Raw genomic sequence first — 4,773 nt, forward strand, 5'->3', positions numbered from 1 at the left:
CCAAGCTTGCCATCGAGGTGCGTGACGAGTTCGGCCACCGGATCGCCCTGCACCAGCGCCTCGAAGCGCCAGACGATGAAATCATCCCCGCGACCCGCCCGCCGGGCATGGGCCTGCCAACGCTGGGACCCGTATCCGAGCTCCGACAGGTCAGTGGTGATCGCAACTTGCGCGGCGCCATCACGCCAGGTCAAGCGCACAGCCTCTGACAATTTATCTTGTGACGTGTCGTCAACCGGAAGCCCCGGCGGCGCGCTGGCCGCCCCGAACCAAGCCTCGTAGCGGCTGTTCGCGCAGACCAGGCGGCCGGCGCGGTCAGTGACGGCAATGGCGGAATCCGAACCCTCGATCGCGGCGACGGTGACGGACCAGTCCGGAGATGCGAACTCCTCCTCCGCTTCGGCCGGGCGACGGCGCAGCAAGAGAAACGCCAACGTCCCCAGCACCAGCACGCCAGCAATGAACGCGGCTGTGGCGATGCCATCACGGGTCGCGAACCACACTAACGCGGCGCTGGCCACCAGCGCAGCGACGACGCCGAGAATCTCCGACGATCTAAACCTCGGGGCGGCGGCCGGCCGCTCTGCTTCGATCACGCGCCAGCCCCGGCGCATGGCTTCTCAAGCGAAGGGGCGGGGCGGCGGGGCCTCAACTGCCGGGCCTTGTGTTTATGTCCGATCCAGCCGCGCCAGAACCACACCGACAGAAGGTACCCGATGGCGGCCGTGACGACGGAGATGACGAACAGCCCCAGCACCAGCGACGGTGCCGCGTCAGACAATAGCCAGTACAACCAGCGCCGCGCGCCCGCGCCGCTTTCGTAAAGCGCATAGAACGTGCTGAGATCGGCGTGAAAACCCAGATGATTGCCCACCCAGATCGAGGCCGCCAGTATGAACGGCGTGGTGGCGGGATTGGACAGGAATGTCATCGCCGCCGCCAGCGGGATGTTTCCCCGCACCGGCACGCAAAGCAAAGCCGCGCCGACGATCTGGATGCCCGGGATCAAAGCGAAGATACCGACCAACAGGCCCACCGCGACCCCGCGCGGCACCGAGCGGCGCGTGAAACGGAAAAGTTCCTGCCGTCGCGCAAGAGGGGCGGTAAATCGGTTTCCCGCTAGCTGTTCATGCGTCGGCATCTGGGCGTGGAACCAGCGCGCGAGACGGGAAAACAGCGTGCTCATCCGTGCTCTCGCAAGATCCTGCCTTGTTCGCGCTTCCAGTCGCGCTCCTTGATGGTGCTGCGCTTGTCGGCTGCATTCTTGCCGCGTGCAAGCGCGAGTTCCACCTTTGCGCGGCCTCTGCCGTTGAAATAGATCGACAATGGAACCAAGGTCATGCCCTTACGCTCGACCATGCCGTGCAGGCGGGCGATCTCGCGTTCGCGCAGCAGCAGCTTGCGGGGTCGCTTGGGCTCATGATTGAAGCGGTTGCCGTGGCTGAATTCCGGCACGTTGGAATTCACCAGCCAGCACTCTCCGCCTTTCACCTCGGCGTAGGATTCGGCGATGGATCCTTCGCCAAAGCGCAGCGACTTCACTTCGGTGCCGGTCAGCATGATGCCGGCCTCGTAAGTGTCTTCGATGTGGTAATCGTATCGAGCGCGACGGTTTTCCGCCACGGTCTTCACTTTGTCGAATTCTTTGTGCTGGGGGCGCGCCATGATCCGCCATGTAGGGACACACACCGCCAAAATAAATCATGAACGGCGTGGCGGGAAAAAGATCGTTGGCGAGCACCGCCCCCGCCCCGCTGTTCGGGGCGGCACGGTTTCGTCGATAGCAGGCTTTAGAGCAGCCCGGCGTGCTCCAGCGCGGCGTCGACCGCGACCCGCGCCTTCTCGCCGCAGGGGACCAGCGGCAGGCGCAGCTCGTTCGACAGCCAGGGATGCACCCGCGCCAAGGCGTACTTGCAGGGGCCGGGCGAGCTGTCCTCGAACATGGCATAGTGCAGCGGATAGAGCTTGTCGTTCAGCTCACGCGCCAGTTCCAGATCGTTGGCGGCGCAAGCGGCCTGGAATTCGGCACACAGCTTGGGTGCGACATTGGCGGTGACGGAGATGCAGCCGACGCCGCCCGCCGCGTTGAACGGCAGCGCCAGTTCGTCATCGCCCGAAAGCTGCGCGAAGTGCTTGCCGATGCCCATGCGGTGATCGGTGACGCGGCTGAGATCGGCGCTGGCGTCCTTGATGCCGATGAAGGTCCGCGGAAAGCGACGCGCCAGTTCGCACACCGTCTCGGGCTGCAGGTCGGTCACCGTGCGGCCCGGCACGTTGTAGAGCAGGATCGGCAGGTCACTATGCTCGGCCAGATACGAGAAATGCGCGAGCAGCCCGTCCTGGCTCGGCCGATTATAGTAGGGCGCGACCACGAGCGCGGCGGCCGCTCCGCTCTTCTTCGAAAAATTCATGTGGAGAAGAGCATTCATCGTATCGTTGCTGCCGCAGCCAGCAATAACCGGCACGCGGCCCGCCGCTTGCTCCACGCAAACTTCGATCACACGGTGGTGCTCCGCGTTGGAGAGCGTGGAATTCTCCCCCGTAGTGCCGCAGGGGACCAGGCCCGAAGAACCGTTCTCGATCTGCCAGTCCACCAGCTTGCGAAAGGCGCTTTCATCGAACGCGCCATCGCGAAACGGGGTGACGAGTGCAGGAATCGAACCCGAGAACATGGACTTCGCCTTTGCTGTTGGTCATCAAGACGGCATCCACGGCGCGTCACGAGTGAAGCGCCACCGTCATAAGACTTGATCATTCAGGGCCTGATAAGGAGCCTTTTTCCAAAATGTCCAGCATGCTGCGCGCCTCCGCCTGTCTTCTGCTGACATCCGCCTGTTGGTTCTCGCCGCCCGCCTGGGCGCAGGACACCACGAGTTCCGCTGCCGCGTGGGATCAGGCGCGTGCCATTCAGATGCAATCGCACGACATGGCCGCCCACCAGTCCGTGGACCGCTGGCGACTGCTGACGGCCAGCGATCGCATGGGATTTGGCGCCTATGCCTCGTTCCTGATGACCTATCCGGGCTATCCGCAGGAGGAGAAGCTGCGGGGATACGCGGAAAAGGCGCTCGCCAGCGAATCGCCTGATCCCTCCACGCTCGTGGCGTTCTTCGACCGATTGCCGCCGCTGACCAGCCAGGCGGCTGGCCGCTATGCCACCGCTCTCACCAATTTGCGGCGATCGGACGCCGCACAGCGAGCGGTGACCGCATGGCGTTCCGGATCACTGCTGCCCACGGACGAGAGTTTGCTGCTCAGCTTCTATCGCGACAGGTTCAGCGCGGACGATCACGACGCGCGGATGAATGCCCTGCTGTGGCAAGGCGAGGTTTCGCAGGCCGAGCGGCAGATCTCGTTCGTATCGGCTGGACGCCGGCCCTTGTTCATGGAGCGGCTGTCTTTGCTGCAAGGCGCGGCCCCAGGATCGCTGGGCATGCCGATCGGCAGCGATCTGCTGCGCGATCCCGGCTATGTCTATAACCGTTCGGTGCAGGCGCGGCAGAGCGGCAATCTACCCGCCGCCATCAGCCTGCTCTCGACGCGCCCCCCGCTCTCACAGCCGGTGCCTGACGCTGCGAAGTGGGTGAAGGAACTGCTGGCGGTGGCCAAGGGCGCGGGGGCCGACCCCGCCGTTCGCATCGCCACCTCTATCGATGACGCGTTCGCGCCGGGGACGGACATCTCCAAGCTCTCGTTCCGGGTGCGCGATGACTATACGACGCTGGTATGGCTGGGTGGCACCAAGGCAATCTGGGACTTGCGCGATCCGCGCCGCGCCGCGCCGCTGTTCTATCGCTACGGCGCCGCCGCCCAGACGCCCGGCACGCGATCGAAGGGCTTCTATTGGGCGGGCCGCGCGCTGACGCAGGCGGGCGATACGTCCGGGGCCAATCGCTATTTCGAGATGGCTGCGCGCTATCCCGAGACGTTCTACGGCCAGTTGTCTCTTGAGCGGCTGGGCCGCCCGATCCCCAACCTCGATGTCATGCCGCAAGTCCGGCCGGGCAACGCGGATCGCGCCGCGTTCAACGCTAAGCCGATCACACGCGCGGTGCGCGATGTTGCCCGCGATGCCGACTGGCGCACCGGCGTGCAGTTCTTTCGCGAGATCTCGGACCAGGCGCAATCGGAGGCGGATCACGTGCTGGTCGCCGATCTGGCGAAAGAGATCGGCCGCCGAGACCTGGGCGTCATCCTTGGCCAAGCGGCTCATGCGGACGGGTACACCAGCTTCGGGCGCATCTCTTTCCCCGAGATGCCGGTGCCCCCTGGTGCGAACTGGGTGATGGACCACGCGCTGGCCCGACAGGAAAGCCAGTTCGCGCAGAATGCCATGAGCCATGCCGGCGCACGCGGTTTGATGCAGCTGATGCCGGGCACCGCGCGCGAACAGGCCGGCAAGCTTGGCATCGGCTATAGCGAAAGCGCCTTGACCTCAGACCCTATCTACAACGTCAGGCTGGGTGACGGGTTCTTCAGCCGGATGATGGACTACTACGGCGGCGCGACCCCTCTGGCGGTCGGCGCGTACAACGCCGGGCCCGGCAATGTGAACAAGTGGCTCGCCGCCAACGGCGATCCGCGCACCGGCGCGATCGAATGGGTGGACTGGATCGAGCGCATCCCGATCTATGAGACGAAGAACTATATCCAGCGCGTTATGGAAAACGCCGTGGTATATCAGAGCATGAACCCGTCTCGGGGATACTATCGCGGGCAGGCGCCGCTCAGCGCGATGTTGGGCAAGCGCACGCCGGGTTAGCGCCCTGCCCG

4 protein-coding genes and 1 pseudogene are annotated in these 4,773 nt (G+C 64.8%); 1 reads left to right on the forward strand and 4 read right to left on the reverse strand.

Annotated elements, in window-relative coordinates; genetic code table 11:
* From ACHWRX_RS01325 to dapA, 4 genes and pseudogenes are all read right to left on the reverse strand, one after another.
* A pseudogene (locus ACHWRX_RS01325) lies at positions 1–596 on the reverse strand (hybrid sensor histidine kinase/response regulator); the annotation flags it as partial.
* A complete protein-coding gene (locus ACHWRX_RS01330) occupies positions 593–1,186 on the reverse strand; it encodes a DUF2062 domain-containing protein (RefSeq protein ID WP_394657805.1) in 594 nt (197 codons plus the stop codon). The pseudogene ACHWRX_RS01325 and the gene ACHWRX_RS01330, both read right to left, overlap by 4 nt.
* On the reverse strand, positions 1,183–1,665 hold the full coding sequence (gene smpB / locus ACHWRX_RS01335; protein WP_183617493.1) for an SsrA-binding protein SmpB: 483 nt from the start codon (positions 1,663–1,665) through the stop codon (positions 1,183–1,185). The genes ACHWRX_RS01330 and smpB overlap by 4 nt, the downstream gene beginning before the upstream one ends.
* 125 nt (positions 1,666–1,790) lie before the next feature.
* Positions 1,791–2,672, reverse strand: a complete 882-nt coding sequence (dapA, locus tag ACHWRX_RS01340) for a 4-hydroxy-tetrahydrodipicolinate synthase (protein ID WP_288415692.1) — start codon at positions 2,670–2,672, stop codon at positions 1,791–1,793.
* Between the two features lie 113 nt (positions 2,673–2,785).
* On the opposite strand from dapA, the gene ACHWRX_RS01345 reads away from it, so the two are divergent.
* Positions 2,786–4,762, forward strand: coding sequence for a lytic transglycosylase domain-containing protein (locus ACHWRX_RS01345; RefSeq protein ID WP_394657806.1), 1,977 nt, complete (start codon positions 2,786–2,788; stop codon positions 4,760–4,762).
* Positions 4,763–4,773: the final 11 nt, after the last annotated feature.

This window comes from uncultured Novosphingobium sp. (genome assembly GCF_964277725.1).
GTDB classification, from domain to species: Bacteria; Pseudomonadota; Alphaproteobacteria; order Sphingomonadales; family Sphingomonadaceae; genus Novosphingobium; species Novosphingobium fluoreni.

What these genes read in the sequence shown, in the direction of transcription:
- smpB (WP_183617493.1), bottom strand. Translation starts at nt 1,665, where the DNA reads ATGGCGCGCCCCCAGCACAAAGAATTCGACAAAGTGAAGACCGTGGCG.
- dapA (WP_288415692.1), bottom strand. Translation starts at nt 2,672, where the DNA reads ATGTTCTCGGGTTCGATTCCTGCACTCGTCACCCCGTTTCGCGATGGC.
- ACHWRX_RS01330 (WP_394657805.1), bottom strand. Translation starts at nt 1,186, where the DNA reads ATGAGCACGCTGTTTTCCCGTCTCGCGCGCTGGTTCCACGCCCAGATG.
- ACHWRX_RS01345 (WP_394657806.1), top strand. Translation starts at nt 2,786, where the DNA reads ATGTCCAGCATGCTGCGCGCCTCCGCCTGTCTTCTGCTGACATCCGCC.